Origin of the sequence: Leptolyngbya boryana PCC 6306, from assembly GCF_000353285.1 — a bacterium.
Classification (GTDB): Bacteria; Cyanobacteriota; Cyanobacteriia; order Leptolyngbyales; family Leptolyngbyaceae; genus Leptolyngbya; species Leptolyngbya boryana.
This window is the reverse complement of sequence record NZ_KB731324.1, coordinates 1,361,138-1,380,439: the sequence shown is the minus strand read 5'-3', so window position 1 is coordinate 1,380,439 and position 19,302 is coordinate 1,361,138. Positions and strand designations below refer to the sequence as shown.

The following is a 19,302-nucleotide window of genomic DNA, read 5'->3' as shown; positions in this document are numbered from 1 at the left end:
AATCCTGTATCTTGAGTGAAGCGGCAATTTGCACAATAAAGCATGAAAAGACCTTGGAACCCGATCGAGGCTTGGGCAAAACTGACGAATCCGCGTCCTCCCCAACATGGACATGAATCTGCTCCACATTCGCCCCGGTTGAATCCACTTGAGCAAGTCTCGATCGTGCTTCCGGTTTATAACGAACAAGCTTGCATTCAGCGAACATTTGAAGCGGTTTTGCACTATCTCAAAACGCATCCCAATTTTACGTTCATTTTTGTAGATGACGGATCGAGCGATCGCACAAAACACATCATCACCGCCGGAATTCGGATTGCAAAAACGCCTCAGATTAAATTGCTGTCTTACAAACCGCGAGCAGGCAAAGGGTATGCGATTCGGCGAGGAGTTGAATATGCAAATGGTGATTTGATCTGCTTTCTTGATGGCGATTTGGCTTATTCACTTGCCCACCTAGATAAATTGATTGAAAAATTGCAGACTTGCGATGTCGTTATCGGCAATCGCGCTCTGATACGAGGTCGTCACCAGCCCGAGAACTTCGATCGCAAAATTACCGAAAAAGTTTTCAACTTCTTATCCCGTAGGATTTTGAACTTGCAATACAGCGATATGCAGGCAGGGCTAAAAGGATTTCGGAAATCGGCTGCGAAACAATTATTTTTTTACCAAATTTTAACCGGATTTTCGTTTGATGTGGAGCTAATTTATTTAGCGAAACAGTGGGGATATACGATCGGAGAAGTTCCGGCGATCGTCTCGAAACAGCATCAGAAAAAAATGTCGAAAGTTCATCTGTTACGCGACTCGATTAAAATGCTTCTGGATCTGCTCAAAATCCGATTTAATGATCAGCTAGGTCGATATCAATAATGTCTTGGTTAAATTTAGTATCGTTTGCTGGAATCTTTATCCTGTGTGGAATTGCCTGGATCGGGTCTGAAAACCGCCGTGTGATTCCGTGGAAAGTGATTCTCTGGGGCATCGCACTGCAATTAATTCTCGGATTGCTGGTGTTTTCGTTTCCTGTCACCCGCGCGGTTGTGACCGTGATTAGCAACAGTGTGAATGCAATCTTAGATGCCACTGAAGCAGGAGCAAGGTTTCTGTTTGGCTCGCTCTTGGTTCCAGATGTCAGCACACCTGGTCCAATTTTAGCGGGGCGCTGGATTGCCCGCGCGATTACGCCAGCTTATGTTCCAGTTGCAGGCGATCGCTTAAGTCCAGACAATCTCAATTTAGGCTACGTCTTTGCCTTCCGAGCATTACCCTCGGTGATCTTTTTCTCGGCATTGATGTCTTTGCTATATCATTTGCGCGTCATTCAACCGATTGTAAATTTCTTTGCAAAAATCTTTCACCGATTGTTGAATCTCAGTGGTGCAGAAGCACTCAGTGGGGCAACTAATATTTTTGTCGGAATTGAATCGGCGTTAGTGATTCGTCCGTATCTCGCCAATATGACTCGTAGCGAACTCTGCGCGATTTTGACTTGCTGCTACGGGAGTATCGCTTCTACTGTTCTTGCACTTTATGCGGGATTGTTACGTCCAACATTTCCGAATATTACTGGGCATTTGGTTTCAGCCTCGTTCATGGCAATTCCAGCGTGTTTTGTCGTGTCCAAACTCTTGGTGCCGGAAACAGAAACGCCTAAAACGATCGCTGCTTTACCCAAAGAAGAAGAACCTGAAGAGAGTACGTCGAGCGCGATGGAAAGCGTGATTGCAGGCGCATTGGACGGTGTGAAATTAGCGATCGCGATCGCGGCTTTGCTCGTTGCTGTGCTCGGTTTAGTGGCGATCGTCAATCTCTTTTTTGCGAACTTAGGTGGACTTGCCGAAAGTAACAATTTAACGATTCGGCGCATTGGCATTATTTTCCAGATTGTGACGCTGCAAAATATCGTCGGTGCGCTGTTTGTTCCACTAACGGCAATCACAGGTGTTTCTGCAAACTGGAACGAGATCTGGGAAACTTCGGTGTTGATTGGACGCAGATTGCTCGAAACAGAAGTGCCGGCTTATCAACAGCTTGGAGTATTAGCAAGTCAGGGGAGAATTAGCGATCGAGCTTTAGTGATTACGAGCTATTGTCTCTGCGGATTTGCGCATTTGCCTTCAGTTGGAATTTTCGTCGGTGGATTTTCTAGTTTGATTCCATCGCGTCGTAAAGAACTCGCAAGTGTTGGCTGGAAAGCGCTTTGGGCTGCGACTCTCGCAACTTTGATGATTGGTTGTGTGGCGGGTGTTTTTTATCTTGGTAATCCATCGGTTTTGAGAGGGTAGAACATGAAACGCAATTGGCTTATTGGATGGTTTGCTCTCGCAATTGTCCTATTCACAACTCTCTCCAGCATTGCCCAAACTCCTGCTCCTACCCCAACTGGAGCTTTAGGCGTTCCGGTTGCTCCGATTCCGGTTGATCCGTCTTTACCTGCGAATCGTCCGCCAATTCCGACAGCTTCTCCTTCACCTACAACTTCTCCGGTTGCGTCTCCTGGGGCATCCCCTGCGCCAATTCCAATTGCGACTCCTGCGCCTGCGCCGCTACCTGCTGCACCCACGGCAGATCCACTGCCGACCAGTGGCGACTATAAAGATCCCAACGGACGTTTTATCGTTGGAATCCTGAAAGACTACAAAGTCAGTCCGCTTGCTGGAACGGTTCTGATCGAATCTCCAGATGGAAATTTAGCTTATAGCGTTCTTGCTCAGCCTCAATCTCAGTTGGGTGTCGCTGGAAGTATTATTCCAAATGAAGCATTAGTGACTGCTGCACAGAATGCATTTCGCCAGGGGGAAGGATTTCAAACAGGTGAAGTGCGATCAATCCCAGGTGGTGTGCAGATCGATTGGACAGGGAATTTGACGATCGCAGGTGCAACTCAACCGGTTGGCGGTGTAATTGTGGCAAGACAGACCAGTAATAGTGTTTTGCTCGTTTTAGTTGCAGCCACAAACGAAGGGGGAAGTCGCGTTTTAGGTGCAGCAACTACAATTGCAAATAGTTTGCGGGCAAGTTAATGGCGTTTGTAATAGCAGGAGAACGGAGTGGAGCAGGCAAAACAACGGTCACGCTCGCGTTGTTAGCTGCATTGAGACGGCGCAATCTGACAGTGCGATCGTTTAAAGTTGGGCCGGATTACATTGATCCGATGTTTCATCGTCATGTGACGGGGCAAGCTTGCTATAACCTTGATCCGGTTTTAACTTCGGAAGCTTATGTACAGCAGTGTTTTGCTCAACGGGCTTCCGAGTATTCGATCGTAGAAGGGGTGATGGGCTTATTCGATGGAGCCGCCGGACACAAAGATTTTGCGAGTACTGCTCATATCGCTCGATTATTAGATCTGCCGATTTTGCTCGTGGTTGACTGTCGAAGCTTGTCTTACTCGGTTGCTGCGATCGTGCATGGCTATCGATCGCTTGATCCGCGATTGAAATTTGCGGGAGTCGTTTTAAACCGAGTCGGCAGCGATCGCCATTTAGAACTGCTGAAATCTGCCTTAATAGATGTGCCGATTTTGGGAGTTTTACGGCGACAAGACGCGATCGAGATTCCCGATCGCCATTTAGGATTAGTTCCAACCGATGAACTGCCAGGATTGACTGAGTTAATCGATCGCTTAGCCGAATTAGGGGAATCTTGCTTCGACTGGGACGCATTGATGCCCTATTTGAAAACAGCAACAACCCCAAAAGTCTCAGTTCCTGAATCTTCAAGATCTGTCAAAATCGCGATCGCAAGAGATGCCGCGTTTAATTTTTACTATCAGGACAATCTTGATCTGCTGAGGCAAGCAGGAGCGGAACTCATCGAATGGAGTCCTTTAAGAGATACATTCCCCAATGATGTAGATGGATTGTATTTTGGTGGTGGCTTTCCTGAAATGTTTGCAGAAACGCTGAGCGAAAATCATGCAACACGACACGCAATTCGAGCAGCCATTCAATCGGGAATGCCAACTTACGCAGAATGCGGTGGACTGATGTATCTCAGTGAAAAAATTATCGATTTCTCAGAACAAGCTTTTTCAATGGTTGGAGCAATTCCAACAACAACCGTCATGCGATCGCGCTTAACCTTGGGATATCGCAAAGCGACCGCATTACAAACAACCCCGATCGTCAAAAAAGACGAGACACTACACGGGCATGAATTTCATCGATCGAGTCCTACAACTGAATCAGAGAAACCTTTATTTGAATTGACAGGCCTTTCTCGATCGTCGATGCAATACGACGGTTGGCAAACACCCAAATTACACGCTTCCTATCTGCATCTACACTGGGGCGCAACCTCGCAAATCCCACAGCGATTTGTTCGATACTGTACTAAATTCCGCAGCGATCGCTATCCTTAAAAAGAACATGGATAACAGATTAGACATGGCTGGATCGATTCAAGAAATTGCTCAACGTCTTACCGCCCTAGATCAGAAAATTGAGACAATGGGCGACACCTTCACCGAAACCTATCGCAGCTATCTTCAGCAACTCGGTCAAACCGTGCGGCAGCAACTCATTCTGTCGTGCTACAAAATCTGTACTGAAAATTATCCCAAACGCTTTTTAGCCCTCCCCCTCAGTCAGCGTCAACAACTCCAAGACGACCTCAAAGCGCTCGCCGATCAAACTGCAACCGATTTACAAGAACTGCTTCAACCGATCGAGCACACCCAACCCGAGCCAGTCGAACTCCCCGACGAACTCGCAGCCCTGCTCTCGGACGAAGATCTCGATGACGAGGACGACGAATATCAAGAAGAACTCGAACCTAAAACCCCTTTGACCCCGATCGAAGCATTGACCATTTGGCAAGAACAACTCGATCGCTCCATTCACAAGACCCTAAAAACTGCCTCGAATCGCGCCAATCAATATCTCCAAGACGCTGAAATTCTGCAAAAGCGCATTCCCCAAGCGGTAATTGATGCTGCATCCAAATCCGAAGGCAACGATCCCAATTCTCCTAACCTACTCAATGTGCTCGTCAGCGCGAGTGAAAAATCTGGTACAGATGGAACTCCCGCAGCAGCGGCAGCAGCACTGAATGCACTCATCCATGTCGTTGCTGTCAATCTCAAGCTGAACGAACTAGAATTCAATGACATTCCGCTGATGAACTTGCGAAACAAGATCCGAGATCTCAAGAAACAATTTCAAGCGATCGCGCGTGAGTATCAGAAAAAACAGCGGGAACACGCCGTTCTCGAAGCCCAACATGCCTGGAAATCAACCTGGACATAAACTATCCTCAATCAATCGAGCTATGCCAAAATTCCCCACCCCGCCTATCCTAGAAAGAAGGAAACCAAGGGGAGGCGCGTAGTGGTAAAGCAAACCATTAAATTAGCCGCGATCGGAGATGTTCACGATCGATGGGAGGCTGAAGACGAAGCAGCGCTGAAAGCTTTAGGAGTAGATTTAGCTCTGTTTGTCGGAGATTTTGGCAATGAATCGGTTGAAATCGTCCGCTTAATTTCTCAGGTGCAAATACCAAAAGCAGCGATCATGGGCAATCACGACGCTTGGTATAGTGCAACCGATTGGGGTCGTCAAAAAAGCCCCTACGATCACCGCAAAGAAGATCGCGTTCAGCAACAGTTAGATTTGCTCGGTGAAGCTCATGTCGGGTATGGGAAGCTTGATTTTCCCAACTTCAATCTCAGCGTCGTGGGGAGCCGCCCGTTTAGCTGGGGTGGCTCGAAGTGGAAATATGAGCAATTTCATCATGAACGCTTCGGAGTCGAGAGCTTTGATGAATCGGTGAATCTAATCATGAATGCCGTGGAACAAACCGCGAGTGATACGATTCTCTTCATCGGACACAATGGACCCAAAGGACTAGGAGATCGACCTGAAGACCCTTGCGGCAAAGATTGGCAACCGATCGGAGGCGATCACGGTGATCCAGATTTTGCAGACGCGATCGCGCAAGCTCGTCAACTCGGAAAAAAGATTCCGTTCGTGACGTTTGGGCATATGCATCACACGTTGCGCCACACTCAAACCGAACTCCGTCGCGCCATTCACGTTGATACTGCTGGAACGGTTTACTTAAATGCTGCCAGCGTGCCCAGAATCATCAAACAAGACGGACAAAAACTGCGGAATTTCTCGATCGTCACCCTCGAAGATGGCATCGTCACCCAAGCCGAACTCCTTTGGCTCGATGCCAACTTTAAAACTGCATCCAAGACTGTTCTCTATCAAATCCAGGAAGCAGAAGCGATCGCCTAGCAACTTGCATCTAAGCCGAGGAAAGCACAGGTAGCATTTAGCAATAAAAAAGGAGGTTCAAAAAACCTCCTACGAGTGCTCAGAGTTAGCAAACGTTAAGAAACGGCATCAGCCTTAAGCCAAACCTGTATTCATCCCAGGTCTGCCAGTTGCCAATTCAACCTTGACAATCTTGCCGCCCATTTTCTGGATGCGTTGCTGTTCTTTAAACCAGTTTTCGTAAGGAACAAGCTTCGTGAAGAACGTATTTTGCAATTCTCGCTGAGTCCGGATGCGGGTCTGGCTGGGGACGCAAGCCGTAATCTTGAACATTCTCATGAGTCGGTCTCTCCTAAGGGATAAAAAGGTAGGAAGAAGTGCCCCTACGAATGAAGGGAAGTCGCGTTTAGAAAGATCTCAAAAATAGTGCGATCGCTTAGACTCAGCTATTGATGATAGCGCCTTAACAAATCGTAAACGAAATCGCATCACAGAACAATGCTGTTTTTAAAAGGTTGGAAGCCAAGAGTCAAGATTAAATCGTAAAAGCCAAAACGAGCCTCAACAACCTAACCGTCACTCCAGACTTCCAAACTTAGAAGCTAAAGAACAAAAGCGATCAGCATTTCGTTCTGTAACTTAGTCTTAGCTCAAGCCAGAGCAGATGTAGTCGAAGTAAACGCCCATTTCTTTACCAGCGTCTGCACCAACCAAGCTAGCGGTGACTTCTTTCATTGCTTGGATTGCTTGTACAGTCGAAGTAACAGGCACGCCCAAGCTGTTGTAGGTTTCTTTCAATCCGTTGAGAACGCGCTCATCGAGGATCGAAGGATCTCCAGCCAACATTGCATAGGTGGAGTAGCGGAGGTAGTAGTCGAGGTCGCGGATGCAAGCAGCATAACGACGAGTCGTGTACATGTTGCCACCGGGACGGGTTACATCCGAGTACAACAAGGACTTAGCAACTGCTTCTTTCACGATCGCTGCTGCGTTAGCAGAGATGGTGGTTGCTGCACGAACGCGCAGTTCGCCAGTTGCGAAGTAGCCTTTGAGTTTGTCGAGCGCAGAGCTATCCAGGTATTTACCCTGAACGTCAGAAGTGTTGATTACCGAGGTAATTGCGTCTTGCATGATTTCAAGTTCCGTAAGTCGCGTGGTCTTAAATTAAAAAAGAATCGATCGTGGCGAGCAATTACTGCATTGCACCGACGAGGTAGTCGAAGTAAGCACCTGCTTCTGCTGCATCATCAGCTGAGAGCAAGGAGGTTGCAACGCTCTTCATAGCACGAACGCCTTCTGCAACTGCGGGGATCGGGGTTCCCAAAGAGTTGTACATTTCTTTGACACCAACGACTCCGATTTCTTCGATCGGGGTTACGTCGCCTGCTACGATTCCGTAGGTTACGAGGCGCAGGTAGTAATCCAAGTCACGCAAGCAGGTTGCGGTCATTTCTTCGCCGTATGCGTTTCCACCAGGAGAAACAACGTCAGGACGCTTTTGGAACAATTGGTCGCCTGCTTGCTTCACGATGCGCTCACGAGCACCCGTCAAGGTTTCAGCAATGCGTAGACGCTTTTCACCAGTGGTGACGAAGCCTTTGATCCGATCCAATTCGCCGGGGCTGAGGTAACGTGCCTCAGCGTCAGCATTCACGATTGATTTCGTGACAATACTCATTGATGGATTCCTCCAAAGAAATGTAACCGAATTTGTTTAAAAGGGAGTTCCCCAAGTGGTTTTGGAGTCACGCGATTGGGTTGAGCCACCGCCTTTGACTTCGCCACCTTCCGAAAATTATTGTGCGGCATTGCGTTAACCTTCCTGGGCGCTCTGCAACATTTTGTAATATCTTTACTCAGGTTTGAGGCAAGTTCTGAAATTCCGATTAAAAACGTGCCACAAGTTTGTATAATTTCCACCGCCAAAAATCGTGTGCTCGATTGCTAGCCCATTCTGTAGCGAGGTGCGATCGCTGGCAACCCTGGTTCAGTTGCCAGATTTGATTCCAGCTAAAAGAGTTTTGTCGGTTTGAGAAAGAGCCAACTCACGAAGAAGAACGAGGCTGTGAACAGTTGTGCGATGTCGAGTGCTGAGAGGTAGCCGTCCATTAAAGCAGCGATCGATCGGTCTGCGATGCCAAAGAGCCAGGATGAAATGCCGAGAATCCAGATACTAGAGCGCAGTCGCGCCAAAAACGCGACGGATTCGCCAGAAGGTTTGCGAAACATAATGTGGGTTCCGAGAGAGTGCAACAGGTTCAAAGTGCCTCTATGTTACAAAATATTATTTATGCTTGCCATAAGTCCACCGATATACATAGTGAAGTTCTGACTTTTGGAGTCTTGCTCTAAAGGCAGGAGTTGTGATTTGGTGAGGTCAGAAGAATCTGTTCGTTTCACCTTCATCTCCAATGCCCTACGCGATCGATTTCGGAACCAGTAACACCGTCATTACGCGCTGGAATGCTGTGACTCAGCAGCCAGAAACTTTAGCAATTCCAGGAATTTCTCAACGTCTCGCCCAGAATCCATCGCTGATCCCCAGTTTGTTGTATGCCGAAAATGCAGCACAGGGCAAAGTTACGATCGGGCAGGAGGTACGCGATCGTGGTTTAGATATCAGTCAGGACTCCCGATTTTTCCGCAACTTCAAGCGCGGGATCGGAACAGAGGTGCAAGGATTTCTGCCCGAATTAGATGGTCAGGTGATTCGATTTGAGCAGGTGGGCGAGTGGTATCTCACCCAAATTATCAATCAGTTGAAAACGACCGATCCAGAGATTGCAGAGTCAATTGTCTTTACTGTCCCAGTGGATAGTTTTGAAGCGTATCGGCTTTGGCTCGGGCAGATTTGTGAGTCTTTGGATATTAATCAGGTGCGGATGATTGATGAGCCAACAGCAGCGGCATTGGGATATGGATTTGTCGATCGACAAACTTTACTCGTGGTTGACTTTGGCGGGGGAACACTGGATTTGTCGATTGTTCAAACGAATGTGAATCAATCGGCAAAGCCGACAGGATTTATTTTGAAATGGGGACAGAAATCATTTAAGGAACAGTCAGGACAACAAGCAAAGACAGCGAGAGTGATTGCAAAAGCTGGACAAAATTTAGGCGGATCGGATCTGGATAATTGGCTTGTCGATCATTTTGTGAATACACAAGGATTCACAGCAACGCCATTAATTTCGAGATTGGCAGAACGATTGAAAATTCAGCTTTCGCTCTTCACTGAAGCGCAGGAAGTTTTCTTTGATGATGAGCGTTTTGAAAGCTATGACTTGTCTTTAACGCGATCGCAGTTTGAGCAGATTTTGAGCGATCGCGGTTTCTTTACGAAGCTCGATGAATCGATGGAGCAAGTGCTGCAACAAGCCCGAAGACAAGGCTTAGCCGTGAGCGATATTGATGCGGTTTTACTGGTCGGTGGAACGGTTCAGATTCCAGCGGTGCAGAACTGGGTGAAGCAATATTTTGATGAACGTTTGATTCGGTGTGAAAAGCCGTTTGAAGCGATCGCTCAAGGGGCATTGCAACTGAGCCAAGGCATTGAGCTAAAAGATTTTCTCTATCACGGCTATGGAATTCGCTATTGGGATCGGCGGCAGAATCGCCATAATTGGCATCCTTTAATTAAAGCAGGACAGCCTTACCCGATGGAGAATCCTGTCGAATTGGTGCTAGGAGCGTCGTTAGAGAGCCAGCCAAGTATTGAACTGATTGTAGGTGAGTTAGGAGCCGAAACAGTTCAGACCGAGGTTTACTTTGATGGCGATCGCTTAGTAACTCGCAATGTTTCAAGCTCACAAACGCAGGTGCAGGCGTTGAATGATAAAGATGGATCACGGAGCATTGCTGAACTCGATCCGCCGGGAAGTCCGGGAAGCGATCGCATTAAGGTGCAGTTCATGGTCGATCGCGATCGTTTTTTGCGGATTACGGTGGAAGATTTACTGACGGCTCGAACATTGGTTGAAGATCAAGCAGTTGTCCAGTTGAGTTAGCTACTCTGCTGAATAGTTTGTTATTCTGACCAGAATTTGGCTGAATATACTTGAGAAGTACTCGTGAATACATGCCCTATGACTCAAGCGATGCCTTTTCAAACGGTTATTGAATACGTCGAAGCACTCTCTGAGGATGAACAGAATGAGTTGTTTGATTTGATTCAGAAACGGCGGGTGATGAAGCGGAGGCAGAAAATTGCTCAAAATGCAGAAAAGACACTGGAAGCTGTCAGGAATGGCACAGCAGAACGAGGAACAGCGGCTGACGTGATGGCTGTTATCTTCGGGGATGATAAATGAGAACGCTAATCTATGACCGACTAGAGTTGAGATGAAAGAGTGGTGATAAGAATTCGATTCTGTTCATCTGTACCAACGCTGATCCGAAGTTTGTCATCAAGGTTTGGTTGGTTGAAGTAGCGTACTAGGATGTTTTGCTGCTTAAGCGCCTCATAGATTTTTGCAGCATTGCCTGGAGGTTGAGTGAGGAGGAAATTTGTTTGAGAATTCCAGACCTCAAAGCCTAACTGTCTAAGTTCGATCGCTAATTTTTCTCGCGATCTCTTCACTTTTTCCGCACATTCATTTTTATAGTCCTGGTCACGCATTGCGGCAGCACCAACTAAAGTTGCGATCGCATCGACACTATAGCTATCACGAACTTTGAATAAGCCTCGAATGAGGTGAGGTTGCGCGATCGCAAATCCAAGCCGCAATCCTGCTAAACTGTAGCCTTTTGAAAGCGTTCTCAAAATGATCACATTCTGAAACTGTTCTACTAAAGGCAAAGCGGTCTCTTCAGCAAAATCGACATATGCCTCATCAATCACAAGTACGCCGTTCAAGTTTGCGGCAAGTTGACGCAGATCGGACATTGCAACTACATGCCCTGAAGGACTATTCGGAGAAGCAATAAAAGTTACAGCCCCTTGAGCTGCAATCAGTTCATTTAGTGGTAATTGATTGTTTTCACCATAAGGAATTTCTAAGCGATCGGCATCTTGAATTTCCGTCAAAGTCCGATACAGGACATAAGTCGGCATCGGATACACGACTTTACGCCCCGGCTCTGCACAGGCTCTCACGACAACATTCAACATGTCATCGCTGCCATTTCCTACCATGATCCAATCTTTGGGAATGTTCAATGCTTCGCTTGTCGCTTGTCTGAAATCATTTGCATAGGGATCAGGGTAGCGGCGAAGCCATTCGGGATCGAGACTTTTCAGAACTGCGATCGCATTCGGCGAAGGCAAATAGGGATTCTCATTCGTATTTAGCTTAATGATGGGCGTTCCAGGTTTCGGCTGTTCTCCTGGCACATAGCCCGCCATTGCATCCACACTTGGGCGAAAGTAAGACATAGGATAGAGTTTTGAACTACGATCGAAGACATGAAAATTCTGCTGATCGGATTGGTAAGAGGCTATCGTATCGCAATTTCACCGTTGTTTCCGCCGACTTGTCGGTTTTATCCAACCTGTTCACAATATGCGATCGAGGCTTTAGAAACACATGGCGTACTCAAGGGCAGTTGGCTCTCGGTGCGTCGAATTTGTCGCTGTCATCCGCTCAATCCGGGCGGTTATGATCCTGTTCCACCGAAAAAAGATGAAACCTTATCAGAAAGTTGCGATCGCCGAATGCCATGAACCTCTGGTCGAAATTTCAGAGCAGTTCGATCGAGTCACCCCACATCCTTATGCAAAATTAGGCGCACCTTATGGAGAGAAGTCGCCATTTTTTGTCAGAGCAGGAATTCTCGATCGCTTAATTCAAGCCGATGCAGAATTGCAGAAAATTCGACCCGGCTGGAAAATCCAAATCTTTGATGCCTATCGCCCAGTTGCAGTTCAGCAATTTATGGTCGATTACACGTTTACAGAATTAGTCAATGCAAATGGATTGCAATTAGAAACACTTTCAGAAACGCAGAGAGAAGAATTTCAGCAACAAGTCTATCAATTTTGGGCAATGCCGAATCTAGATCCTGCGACACCTCCACCTCATAGTACGGGAGCCGCGATCGACATTACTTTAATTGATGACAATGGCAATGTCATCGATATGGGATCAGAAATTGATGAGATTTCTGAGCGATCGTTTCCAAATCATTTCCCACCAGATTCAGAATACGGTCAGCATCGCAAAATTCTATCAAACGCAATGACCGCTGCCGGATTTAAGCAACACTGGAACGAATGGTGGCACTTTTCTTACGGAGATCAGATTTGGGCATGGCTGACAAATCAAGCAGATTCATCAGCCAATGCGATCGCGAAATATGGCAGAGTTTAGCCTTCGATCTTGACGGAAAGAATGCGATCGTTTCCACGAATTGCATTCACAACATCCATATCTTCGGTTTTGCCAAAGACGGTATGCACGCCATCGAGGTGAGGCTGTGCAGAATGGCAGATGAAGAATTGGCTGCCGCCCGTGTTGCGTCCAGCATGAGCCATCGATAGGCTGCCTGCTTCGTGCTTGTTCGGGTTGATTTCGCAGTTGATTTTGTAGCCGGGGCCTCCGGTTCCTGGCATTCCAGGTGCGCCTTCCCGCGAGTTCGGACATCCACCTTGGATCATAAAGTTGGGAATGACGCGATGGAATGCAAGCCCATCGTAAAAGCCTTTGTTTGCTAAATCGACAAAATTCTTGACGGTGTTTGGGGCATCTTTGTCAAACAATTCGAGATTGATTGTGCCCTTGTCGGTTTCCATGATTGCGCGAGTCATAATCTAAGCCCTTCGTTTTCGGCTTTTCCATCCTATCAGGGAGATTGAGGATCGAGGCATGGGTGGGAGGGGAAAATGGTGGGGAGTGGGGAGTAGGGAGTAGTCAACCGCATGAATTTTGCAGAGTGGGGAACTAGAGAGCACTCTGAGTCCGGTTTTTTCTAATCCCTCTATCAGATTGATTGTGGTAAACGAGTAGGAGAGTCAGGCAATTTCTCATTCCCCCACTCCCCACTCCCTACAGCTATCACTCAAATTAATACCGATCGCTTAACGCCGCCCGCGCCTGTTCTCGATCGTCAAAATGAATCTTCTCCGTTCCTAAAATTTGATAATCTTCATGCCCCTTGCCTGCAATCAAAACTCCATCTCCCGGTTTTGCCTGCATGATTGCGGTTTTGATGGCAACTGCGCGATCTGCAATTACTGTCGGATTGACTGTATCTGGAATGCCTGCCACGACATCCTTCAAAATCTGCTCTGGATCTTCAGTTCGCGGATTATCAGAAGTTACGATGACTTGATCTGCCAAAGTTGCAGCGATATTTCCCATCTTCGGACGTTTAGTACGATCGCGATCTCCCCCGCAGCCAAACACACAAATCATCTGTCCTGAAATAAACGGACGGGAGGCTTTCAGCATGTTTTCCAAACTATCAGGCGTATGGGCATAATCCACAATTACGCTAATGTCTTGATCTGGTTTAATCTGCACTTGCTCCATGCGTCCTGGAACACCAGAGAAACCAGGCAGCGCTTCGACGATCGCACTTAATTCCAATCCAGAATGCAATGCGGCTCCAACTGCAGCGAGTAAATTTGCCAGGTTAAATTGCCCAATTAAAGGCGATTTGAAGGCTGCATCTCCCATTGGCGTATGCAAGGTTCCACTCACACCATCGGACTCATATTGCAAATTGCTGGTGCAAAGGTCGGCTTTCTCTTGAGTGCTGTATGTCCACACTGATTTCGGATTTAGCTTTTCTACCAATTTCTTACCATAGGCATCATCCAGATTGACGATCGCTTTTCCTTTCAAATAGCCCGAATCAAACAACAATGCTTTTGCCGCAAAGTAGTCATCCATATCGCGATGAAAATCGAGGTGATCTTGCGTCAAATTTGTAAAGACTGCCACCTCGAATTCACAACCTAAGGTTCTGCCCTGTGCCAATGCATGAGAACTCACTTCCATGACTGCAAAATCACATCCCACATCGATCGCGCTTTTCAATTGATGTTGTAATTCAACTGGAAAGGGAGTGGTATGCAGTGCCGTTTGTTGAAAGCCTTTCCAACGCGTGTACAGCGTTCCTAATAAAGCAGAAGATTTGCCCGATCGCTCTAGCAGATATTCGATTAAATGCGTCGTCGTCGTTTTACCATTGGTGCCAGTGACTCCGATCATTTTGAGCTTTTGGGCAGGAGAGTGATAGAACGTCGTTGCCAGTTGGGCGCAAGTTTGAGCCATATCGCTAGACGGAATCACCAAAGGCGGATTCTCAGATTGAAAGGCAGGATCGCTTTTCGCTTTTTCAGCAGCTTGAGGTGAAACAACGGCAGCGATCGCTCCAGCAGCGATCGCACTTTGCCAAAAATCGCCACCATCCACCCGCGTCCCCGGCATTCCGATAAACACATCTCCAGGCTGAACTGCTAAGGAATTCGTCGTGAGTCCCTTCACTTCGGCTTCTAATGCAGGATGATTCGGGAGTTCTCCCGACGTTGCCAAAAGTTCTCCCAAAAGTTTTCTGAGTTGCATCGCTCTCTCCTTGCCTGAGTTTTTCAGTTTCTAATCGTTTGCTGACATGTAATTCTGTAACATAGATTCCAATTGTGAGATCGACGACCTTGGCGAAGGACGGGGCAGAGCACGATCGTCGAGATACAAAACCGGAATTTCGTACTGATAAGCCGCAAACCAATCCTCACGAGTGGTGATATCTCGAACCTCAAGATCAAAAGCGAGCGAGTGAATCTGCTCAAGTTTTTCTTGCAATCCTTCACAGAGATGGCATCCTGGCTTACTGTACAGAATTAGTTTCATTTGTATTCTCGTCGCAACTCACTGAAATCTTATGTCTAAAACAGTTCTCATTACGGGTGCATCGACGGGAATTGGTCGATCGACTGCGATTTTGTTTGCTGAAAAAGGCTGGAACGTAATTGCAACCATGCGAAATCCAGAAAAGGCAAATTTCTCATCCGACAAGATACACGTTCTGCCGCTAGATGTGACAAATTCAGATTCGATTCATACTGCGATCGCAAAATCTCTTGAATTCGGCAAAATTGATGTTCTCGTCAACAATGCAGGCTATGGTCTTATGGGCGCATTCGAGAATTGCTCCCCGGCTCAAATCCAACGGCAGTTTGACACGAATGTATTCGGCTTAATGGAAGTCACACGCGCCTTATTGCCGCATTTTCGGGAGTCCCGATCGGGCGTGATTATCAACGTTGCCTCGATCGGTGGAAAAATGTCTTTTCCAACTTACTCGCTCTATAACTCGACAAAATGGGCAGTAGAAGGCTTTTCAGAAGGATTGCAGTACGAATTAGAGCAATTCAATATTCGCGTCAAACTGATCGAACCTGGCCCGATTAAAACGGATTTCTACGATCGCTCTCCTGAGATTGCGACTTCAGATCTCAAGGTTTACGACGAGTACGTCAACAAGATCATTCCGAAGATGAACCAAGCTGGAGAAAAAGCACCTGCACCCGAAGTCGTTGCCAAAACGATTTACAAAGCTGCAACCGATCCGTCTCGAAGGCTGCGATATCCGGCTGATCCGGGCGCATGGACTGCGGTGATCTTAAGAAAGCTCCTGCCCAGCCATATCTTTAGTACAATTATTCGCAGTAACTTTCACTGATCGGTATGGTCAAAATTCTCCACCTGTCGGACATTCATCTTGGAAGCGGGTTTGCTCACGGCAAGATTAACCCTGAAACTGGGTTGAATACTCGACTGGAGGATTTTGTCGCTACCTTGGCGCGCTGTATCGATCGTGCGATTTCTGAATCAGTTGACCTAGTGTTATTTGGTGGCGATGCCTTCCCAGATGCCACTCCGCCACCTTACATTCAGCAAGCCTTTGCCCGTCAATTTCGTCGCTTAGTGGATGCAGATATTCCAGCCGTTCTACTCGTTGGCAATCATGACCAACATTCTCAAGGAGTTGGAGGCGCAAGTTTGTGCATTTATCGAACCTTGTGCGTTCCGAATGTGATTGTAGGCGATCGCTTAGAAACGTATCGCCTTCAAACCCGCAGCGGAGACGTGCAAATCATTACCTTGCCGTGGTTAACGCGATCGACGTTATTAACGCGACCCGAAACCGAAGGATTATCCATGTCGGATGTCGGGCATTTATTACTCGATCGATTAAGAGTTGCAATGGAAGGCGAAATTCGCAAGCTTGATCCAGAAATCCCAACGGTTCTCCTCGCACATTTAATGGTCGATGCTGCTCACTATGGCGCAGAGCGGTTTCTTGCGGTTGGAAAAGGATTCACAATTCCATTGGAGTTTCTAACTCGCGACGCGTTCGATTATGTGGCATTGGGACATGTGCATCGACATCAAATTTTGTCAGAAGATCCGTTCGTCGTGTATCCAGGAAGTATTGAACGAGTTGATTTTAGTGAAGAACACGAAGAGAAAGGCTTTGTTTTAGTCGATCTAGAACGTGGCTCTACAGCGATCGAGTTTTGTCCTTTGCCAGTGCGATCGTTCTGCACAATTGAAGTAGATTTAACCGAATCCGACACGCCTCAAGCCGATTTACTCAACGCGATCGCAAAAAGAGACATCACCGATGCAGTCGTGCGCGTCATTTATCAAGTTCGCCCAGAGCAAATTGACTTAATCGATGATGCAATTTTGCATGAAACGCTAGAAGTTGCTCATACTTACACGATTCAGGCAGGCTTAATCAGTCAAATGTCGCGATCGCGCTTACCAGAATTGGGCGTTGGCAGCGCGATCGCGCCTTTAGATGCATTGCAGGCCTATTTAGCCAATCGAGAAGACCTGAAGCTTTTAGCAGAACCGATTCTAGAAGCAGCAAAAGCTTTGCTCGCTCAAGAAGAGTTTTACATCGAAACAGAAGCAGGCGTTGAAGAGACGCAGTTGCGGTTACTGTAGACGAGCAATACTAGTAAAACCACTGATTTGTGGAGTTGAGAATATACAGTACTACTACTTACGTATTAGCTTCACGATTCGGGCAATTTTAATAAAGACTTAGTTAATTGCTTTAGAGATCAAGGTGATTTCTCGACAGTTCGCTAAGATTTAGTCATGAAAGCCCCATAGAAACGACGAAATCTATGCAATTAGACTGCGTTCAGCAGGTCTAAAACATACCAGTATTCACCTAGATTCAGACTAGAGAATCATGAAAAAAATTAATAAAAGCAGCGTGTTTGCGATCGCTTGTACCGCGTTAATGGGCACTTTTGGCAATTCTCAAGCAACCGCAGCAACCCTAAATCTCAAAGATCCAATCTTGCAAAGTGGAACTTTGAACGGAGCACTCTTTCAAGAGATTGATCCAAATGATCCAGCCGGAACAGGCGTTTTGCAATCTTTCGTGCGGCTACAATCTCCTGGCAATAACACTGTTGAAGAAGGCTACAACACAGATGGTCGCCCCCTGGAGTTCGATGAGAATAACAGCCCGCAATTTACGCGATCGCTCAAACTCAGCGATGTTCCAATTTTTACGATTGGCGGCGTGGACTATCGTCGGTTTCTCTTAGACATCAACGAGCCGAATGCAACCCCGCAAGACCAAGATAAACCTCTGATTGACCTTGAGAGCTTGCAAATTTTCTTGGGAAATGCAGGCGACTTGTTGAACTATCCAACCTTCGATGGCAATGCTGTAAAGATCTTTGATTTAGACAGCAATGAGGATAATGTCGTCAACCTCCGGGATACCAATGCCGGAAGTGGCAGAGCGGATCTCTTGGTATACATCCCTAACAGCCTATTTTCAGTCAGCACAAATGAGTATGTGTATCTGTACTCGAAATTTTCCGGTGCAGAAGGTGGGTTTGAAGAATGGGCAGTGAAAGTAAAAGAAAAACCCGACACTCCACCCAAATCTGTACCAGAACCCGCAACGCTTGCAGGATTGGGCTTAGTCGCTGGAGCAATGGCATTTGCTCGCCGTCGTAAGTCGAGTCAAACTGCTTAGACCTAATTTTCCGCTGATTTGCCTGTCATCTCGCAAATCAGCGAGAACTGCGTCAGTTTGGAAAATCTGGTGTTAAAATCTGGTCGATATCCTAGAGTCGATCGTTATGCGCTGGTCTACAGTTCTGAAATTCTTCCTTGGTGTGCTGCTTGCGATCGCAATTTTGGCGGCTGGCGGGCTAGTTGCAGCACGGGTGATGATTGCACGGCTGTCTGTGCCGCCCTCAAAACCGATGTTTCCGAACGATACACCCACCACGAAGCCACCAGCAGCAAAGCCTGCGGCAACGGCAAAACCAGCAGCGGCAAAAGCCGAAACTCCTGCAAAACCGCTTCCAGATGGAGCTTTCCCGGCAAAGGTAACGCAATCGATCGGGCTAGTGATCCGCGATGCACCTTCGCTGGACGCTGTTTCTATCGGTGGGGTTGATTTTAATCAGCAAGTGACGGTGATTGAAACCAGCGCAGATGGAAGCTGGCAAAAAATCCGTTTGGCTAACAATACAGAAGGATGGGTGCGCGCTGGAAATGTCGAGAAAGTGAGTAACTGAGTTCGGAACATATCCTGCTTGAGTTTCGACCTCGCTCAAACCGTGAAAAAACTTAGCGATCGATCACGTGTTGAGCGAACTTGAATCGTGGAAACTCTTCATTGAGATATAGCAATGCTAAAAAGAGTGGGGAGTTCTTCCTAAGAGATCAAAACTTCCGACTCTTTTTAGTATTTACACTTCAAACAGAATTGCTCTACAAACCCAAGACTTCAACAGCCTTTGCCATGACTTCATCAGGATCAAAAGGCTTCGTCAAATAGAGATTTGCTCCCACTTCGGCTCCTTTTTGCTTGTCAAATTCCTGACCTTTGGCAGTCAGTAGAATGATATAGATATCTTCAATCTCCTGCTTGACCGTCTGACACACTTCAAACCCGTTCATAAAGGGCATCATCACATCCAAAAACACAAGTTGTGGACGTTCCGATTGGATCACCTCGATCGCTTCTTTTCCATTCGTCGCAGTCAAAAGCTCAACATCTTGATCCTCAAGCTCCTCTAAGGTCTGCTCTAGTAACAAGCGAATATGAGGCTCATCGTCAACAATCAAAATTTTCATGATCTTAT

Annotated in this window: 23 protein-coding genes; 14 read left to right on the top strand and 9 right to left on the bottom strand. The window is 46.9% G+C overall.

The window, feature by feature from the left end:
• The first annotated feature begins 42 nt into the window (after positions 1-42).
• From LEPBO_RS0106605 to LEPBO_RS0106580, 6 genes are all read left to right on the top strand, one after another.
• Positions 43-876: a glycosyltransferase gene (locus LEPBO_RS0106605; RefSeq protein WP_017286754.1), complete on the top strand. Its 834-nt coding sequence runs from the start codon at positions 43-45 to the stop codon at positions 874-876.
• Entirely contained in the window at positions 876-2,291 is a 1,416-nt protein-coding gene (locus LEPBO_RS0106600; RefSeq protein ID WP_017286753.1) for a NupC/NupG family nucleoside CNT transporter, read from the top strand. Before LEPBO_RS0106605 ends, LEPBO_RS0106600 begins: the two co-directional genes overlap by 1 nt.
• A gap of 3 nt (positions 2,292-2,294) precedes the next feature.
• On the top strand, positions 2,295-3,029 hold the full coding sequence (locus LEPBO_RS36305; RefSeq protein ID WP_017286752.1) for a hypothetical protein: 735 nt from the start codon (positions 2,295-2,297) through the stop codon (positions 3,027-3,029).
• Positions 3,029-4,369, top strand: coding sequence for a cobyrinate a,c-diamide synthase (locus LEPBO_RS0106590; protein ID WP_017286751.1), 1,341 nt, complete (start codon positions 3,029-3,031; stop codon positions 4,367-4,369). The genes LEPBO_RS36305 and LEPBO_RS0106590 overlap by 1 nt, the downstream gene beginning before the upstream one ends.
• A gap of 7 nt (positions 4,370-4,376) precedes the next feature.
• Positions 4,377-5,255 (top strand): hypothetical protein, encoded by an 879-nt coding sequence (locus LEPBO_RS0106585; protein ID WP_017286750.1) that lies wholly within the window; start codon positions 4,377-4,379, stop codon positions 5,253-5,255.
• 81 nt (positions 5,256-5,336) lie between these two features.
• Positions 5,337-6,248, top strand: a complete 912-nt coding sequence (locus LEPBO_RS0106580) for a TIGR04168 family protein (RefSeq protein ID WP_017286749.1) — start codon at positions 5,337-5,339, stop codon at positions 6,246-6,248.
• A 114-nt stretch (positions 6,249-6,362) separates the two neighbouring features.
• Here LEPBO_RS0106580 and LEPBO_RS0106575 read toward each other — a convergent pair whose 3' ends face one another.
• From LEPBO_RS0106575 to LEPBO_RS0106555, 4 genes are all read right to left on the bottom strand, one after another.
• Positions 6,363-6,566 (bottom strand): phycobilisome linker polypeptide, encoded by a 204-nt coding sequence (locus LEPBO_RS0106575; protein ID WP_026148458.1) that lies wholly within the window; start codon positions 6,564-6,566, stop codon positions 6,363-6,365.
• A gap of 306 nt (positions 6,567-6,872) precedes the next feature.
• The gene (apcB, locus tag LEPBO_RS0106570; RefSeq protein ID WP_017286747.1) at positions 6,873-7,358 is read right to left on the bottom strand and encodes an allophycocyanin subunit beta; all 486 of its coding nucleotides are present in this window, start codon (positions 7,356-7,358) and stop codon (positions 6,873-6,875) included.
• Between the two features lie 61 nt (positions 7,359-7,419).
• Entirely contained in the window at positions 7,420-7,905 is a 486-nt protein-coding gene (gene apcA / locus LEPBO_RS0106565) for an allophycocyanin subunit alpha (RefSeq protein ID WP_017286746.1), read from the bottom strand.
• A gap of 332 nt (positions 7,906-8,237) precedes the next feature.
• Positions 8,238-8,456, bottom strand: a complete 219-nt coding sequence (locus LEPBO_RS0106555) for a hypothetical protein (RefSeq protein WP_017286745.1) — start codon at positions 8,454-8,456, stop codon at positions 8,238-8,240.
• A gap of 182 nt (positions 8,457-8,638) precedes the next feature.
• On the opposite strand from LEPBO_RS0106555, the gene LEPBO_RS0106550 reads away from it, so the two are divergent.
• Entirely contained in the window at positions 8,639-10,234 is a 1,596-nt protein-coding gene (locus tag LEPBO_RS0106550; protein ID WP_017286744.1) for an Hsp70 family protein, read from the top strand.
• 63 nt (positions 10,235-10,297) lie between these two features.
• Positions 10,298-10,537: a hypothetical protein gene (locus LEPBO_RS0106545; protein WP_225885711.1), complete on the top strand. Its 240-nt coding sequence runs from the start codon at positions 10,298-10,300 to the stop codon at positions 10,535-10,537.
• Positions 10,538-10,557: 20 nt separating this feature from the next.
• On the opposite strand, the gene hisC is transcribed toward LEPBO_RS0106545, so the two are convergent.
• Entirely contained in the window at positions 10,558-11,601 is a 1,044-nt protein-coding gene (gene hisC, locus LEPBO_RS0106540) for a histidinol-phosphate transaminase (protein ID WP_017286742.1), read from the bottom strand.
• 30 nt (positions 11,602-11,631) lie between these two features.
• Here hisC and yidD point away from each other — a divergent pair, with 30 nt between their 5' ends.
• Together yidD and LEPBO_RS0106530 are read left to right on the top strand one after the other, a co-directional pair.
• On the top strand, positions 11,632-11,889 hold the full coding sequence (yidD, locus tag LEPBO_RS0106535; protein WP_017286741.1) for a membrane protein insertion efficiency factor YidD: 258 nt from the start codon (positions 11,632-11,634) through the stop codon (positions 11,887-11,889).
• Complete coding sequence (locus LEPBO_RS0106530) at positions 11,849-12,535, top strand: M15 family metallopeptidase (RefSeq protein WP_017286740.1); 687 nt, start codon at positions 11,849-11,851, stop codon at positions 12,533-12,535. Before yidD ends, LEPBO_RS0106530 begins: the two co-directional genes overlap by 41 nt.
• On the opposite strand, the gene LEPBO_RS0106525 is transcribed toward LEPBO_RS0106530, so the two are convergent.
• The 3 genes from LEPBO_RS0106525 to LEPBO_RS0106515 form a co-directional block, all read right to left on the bottom strand.
• A complete protein-coding gene (locus tag LEPBO_RS0106525) occupies positions 12,532-12,972 on the bottom strand; it encodes a peptidylprolyl isomerase (RefSeq protein ID WP_017286739.1) in 441 nt (146 codons plus the stop codon). The two genes, LEPBO_RS0106530 and LEPBO_RS0106525, sit on opposite strands and share 4 nt — an antisense overlap.
• Before the next feature lie 256 nt (positions 12,973-13,228).
• On the bottom strand, positions 13,229-14,734 hold the full coding sequence (locus LEPBO_RS0106520) for a UDP-N-acetylmuramoyl-L-alanyl-D-glutamate--2,6-diaminopimelate ligase (RefSeq protein WP_017286738.1): 1,506 nt from the start codon (positions 14,732-14,734) through the stop codon (positions 13,229-13,231).
• A gap of 30 nt (positions 14,735-14,764) precedes the next feature.
• Positions 14,765-15,019 carry a glutaredoxin family protein gene (locus LEPBO_RS0106515; RefSeq protein ID WP_017286737.1) on the bottom strand — a complete coding sequence of 85 codons (255 nt, stop codon included), beginning with the start codon at positions 15,017-15,019 and terminating at the stop codon, positions 14,765-14,767.
• Between the two features lie 31 nt (positions 15,020-15,050).
• Here LEPBO_RS0106515 and LEPBO_RS0106510 point away from each other — a divergent pair, with 31 nt between their 5' ends.
• The 4 genes from LEPBO_RS0106510 to LEPBO_RS0106495 all read left to right on the top strand — a co-directional run bounded on the left by LEPBO_RS0106510 (position 15,051) and on the right by LEPBO_RS0106495 (position 18,732).
• Positions 15,051-15,851, top strand: a complete 801-nt coding sequence (locus tag LEPBO_RS0106510) for an SDR family oxidoreductase (RefSeq protein ID WP_017286736.1) — start codon at positions 15,051-15,053, stop codon at positions 15,849-15,851.
• A 5-nt stretch (positions 15,852-15,856) separates the two neighbouring features.
• Positions 15,857-17,125 carry an exonuclease subunit SbcD gene (gene sbcD, locus LEPBO_RS0106505; protein WP_017286735.1) on the top strand — a complete coding sequence of 423 codons (1,269 nt, stop codon included), beginning with the start codon at positions 15,857-15,859 and terminating at the stop codon, positions 17,123-17,125.
• 253 nt (positions 17,126-17,378) lie between these two features.
• Complete coding sequence (locus LEPBO_RS0106500; protein ID WP_017286734.1) at positions 17,379-18,182, top strand: PEP-CTERM sorting domain-containing protein; 804 nt, start codon at positions 17,379-17,381, stop codon at positions 18,180-18,182.
• Between the two features lie 106 nt (positions 18,183-18,288).
• The gene (locus tag LEPBO_RS0106495; RefSeq protein WP_017286733.1) at positions 18,289-18,732 is read left to right on the top strand and encodes an SH3 domain-containing protein; all 444 of its coding nucleotides are present in this window, start codon (positions 18,289-18,291) and stop codon (positions 18,730-18,732) included.
• A gap of 196 nt (positions 18,733-18,928) precedes the next feature.
• Here LEPBO_RS0106495 and LEPBO_RS0106490 read toward each other — a convergent pair whose 3' ends face one another.
• The gene (locus tag LEPBO_RS0106490; RefSeq protein WP_017286732.1) at positions 18,929-19,294 is read right to left on the bottom strand and encodes a response regulator transcription factor; all 366 of its coding nucleotides are present in this window, start codon (positions 19,292-19,294) and stop codon (positions 18,929-18,931) included.
• Positions 19,295-19,302: the final 8 nt, after the last annotated feature.

Excerpts from the sequence above, each read along its gene's own strand:
- sbcD (WP_017286735.1), top strand. The coding sequence starts at position 15,857 with ATGGTCAAAATTCTCCACCTGTCGGACATTCATCTTGGAAGCGGGTTT.
- apcB (WP_017286747.1), bottom strand. The coding sequence starts at position 7,358 with ATGCAAGACGCAATTACCTCGGTAATCAACACTTCTGACGTTCAGGGT.
- LEPBO_RS0106520 (WP_017286738.1), bottom strand. The coding sequence starts at position 14,734 with ATGCAACTCAGAAAACTTTTGGGAGAACTTTTGGCAACGTCGGGAGAA.
- LEPBO_RS0106490 (WP_017286732.1), bottom strand. The coding sequence starts at position 19,294 with ATGAAAATTTTGATTGTTGACGATGAGCCTCATATTCGCTTGTTACTA.
- LEPBO_RS0106550 (WP_017286744.1), top strand. The coding sequence starts at position 8,639 with ATGCCCTACGCGATCGATTTCGGAACCAGTAACACCGTCATTACGCGC.
- LEPBO_RS36305 (WP_017286752.1), top strand. The coding sequence starts at position 2,295 with ATGAAACGCAATTGGCTTATTGGATGGTTTGCTCTCGCAATTGTCCTA.
- hisC (WP_017286742.1), bottom strand. The coding sequence starts at position 11,601 with ATGTCTTACTTTCGCCCAAGTGTGGATGCAATGGCGGGCTATGTGCCA.
- LEPBO_RS0106510 (WP_017286736.1), top strand. The coding sequence starts at position 15,051 with ATGTCTAAAACAGTTCTCATTACGGGTGCATCGACGGGAATTGGTCGA.
- LEPBO_RS0106605 (WP_017286754.1), top strand. The coding sequence starts at position 43 with ATGAAAAGACCTTGGAACCCGATCGAGGCTTGGGCAAAACTGACGAAT.
- LEPBO_RS0106585 (WP_017286750.1), top strand. The coding sequence starts at position 4,377 with ATGGATAACAGATTAGACATGGCTGGATCGATTCAAGAAATTGCTCAA.
- yidD (WP_017286741.1), top strand. The coding sequence starts at position 11,632 with ATGAAAATTCTGCTGATCGGATTGGTAAGAGGCTATCGTATCGCAATT.
- apcA (WP_017286746.1), bottom strand. The coding sequence starts at position 7,905 with ATGAGTATTGTCACGAAATCAATCGTGAATGCTGACGCTGAGGCACGT.
- LEPBO_RS0106590 (WP_017286751.1), top strand. The coding sequence starts at position 3,029 with ATGGCGTTTGTAATAGCAGGAGAACGGAGTGGAGCAGGCAAAACAACG.
- LEPBO_RS0106555 (WP_017286745.1), bottom strand. The coding sequence starts at position 8,456 with ATGTTTCGCAAACCTTCTGGCGAATCCGTCGCGTTTTTGGCGCGACTG.
- LEPBO_RS0106575 (WP_026148458.1), bottom strand. The coding sequence starts at position 6,566 with ATGAGAATGTTCAAGATTACGGCTTGCGTCCCCAGCCAGACCCGCATC.
- LEPBO_RS0106495 (WP_017286733.1), top strand. The coding sequence starts at position 18,289 with ATGCGCTGGTCTACAGTTCTGAAATTCTTCCTTGGTGTGCTGCTTGCG.
- LEPBO_RS0106600 (WP_017286753.1), top strand. The coding sequence starts at position 876 with ATGTCTTGGTTAAATTTAGTATCGTTTGCTGGAATCTTTATCCTGTGT.
- LEPBO_RS0106530 (WP_017286740.1), top strand. The coding sequence starts at position 11,849 with ATGAAACCTTATCAGAAAGTTGCGATCGCCGAATGCCATGAACCTCTG.
- LEPBO_RS0106515 (WP_017286737.1), bottom strand. The coding sequence starts at position 15,019 with ATGAAACTAATTCTGTACAGTAAGCCAGGATGCCATCTCTGTGAAGGA.
- LEPBO_RS0106500 (WP_017286734.1), top strand. The coding sequence starts at position 17,379 with ATGAAAAAAATTAATAAAAGCAGCGTGTTTGCGATCGCTTGTACCGCG.
- LEPBO_RS0106525 (WP_017286739.1), bottom strand. The coding sequence starts at position 12,972 with ATGACTCGCGCAATCATGGAAACCGACAAGGGCACAATCAATCTCGAA.